2 protein-coding genes are annotated in these 1,136 nt (G+C 48.9%); both read left to right on the top strand.

Annotated features, from left to right (window positions below):
- Window positions 1–470, top strand: a 470-nt coding sequence (locus KDK16_RS12670) for an ankyrin repeat domain-containing protein (RefSeq protein WP_257276399.1), incomplete at its 5' end; no start/stop codon positions are given.
- 217 nt (window positions 471–687) lie between these two features.
- Window positions 688–1,136 (top strand): hypothetical protein (locus tag KDK16_RS12665; protein WP_257276398.1); only part of this gene is annotated, 449 nt, incomplete at its 3' end.

Genomic DNA, 1,136 nt, shown 5'->3' with positions numbered 1-1,136 from the left:
CACTGATCATTGCTGCCCAGAATGGCCATACTGACATCGTGAAACTCCTGATCGAGGCCAGAGTGGACCTCAACGCCCGGGCTAATAATGGTGTCACCGCACTGTTCATAGCTGTCCAACAAAATAACACCGACTGCGTGAAAGCCCTTATTAACGCCGGGGCGGATCTCGACGCTGCCACGTCGAATGGCGCCACCCCGCTGCTCATTGCTGCTGAGGAAGGCAATACCGACTGTGTAAAAATCCTGATCGAAGCCGGAGCGGATCTCAACGCCCAGACTAACTATGGCACCACCCCGCTCTTCATCGCTGCCCAGAAAGGCCATACCGACATCGTGAAACTCCTGATCAAGGCCAAAGCAGATCTCGACGCCCCACGAACTTCGGATGGCGCCACCCCACTTTCCATAGCGGCTGAGACAGGCAATACCGACTGCGTGAGAGCCCTGTCCGAGGCCGGGGCAAGGTAGGCAACAGAGACAAGTCAGGGAACAAAAGAAAAGCATTATCTTTTCCAGTAAACACAGCTTTCAGGTGTTAATGCGATCTACAAGAAACGGTGGAAAGTCGAGGTCTTGGCAGGACTGAAAGCTTCTCTGGGGCAATTGAGAGAACGGTTAACTGCGCAACTTGAGTTATTTTCCTGACCTATCCTTCCCCCCTTTAACACCAGAATGCAAGGGTAGAATGATTAAGCACTCACTCTTTACAGCACCACTGTTGCTGGTGACAATATCCGTCGTCTGTCAGGCTCAACCGTTGACAAGACGTTTTGTTGTCGAGTTTGAAAATAAAACAGGTTCTCAAAGCCAGAACTTTTCTATAACACCTGACCAGCACACACTGTCGGACACCTGGTCAGACATTGCCCTCATAAAAGGCTATGCAGGATCAGATTTACCCTCTGATGAGAAACAATGCAGAATAAAGAGCTGCGAGCTAAAAACGGCCATCATTAAATCCATTTCGTGGCAATGGCTTTATGCCAATCATCTGCTGTTGGGTTACCAACAGATCCTGACTACCAAAAATAACCCACTCAACTCCACCTCTTATTCATGGCTAACTGTAGAAATGGTTATCACTGTCGTTTGGCTTTTAAAGAGTTATTGGGATACTAAATCAGCGTCGTTTAA

This window comes from Endozoicomonas sp. SESOKO4 (assembly GCF_024606275.1).
This window is presented reverse-complemented; position numbering and strand designations above follow the sequence as displayed.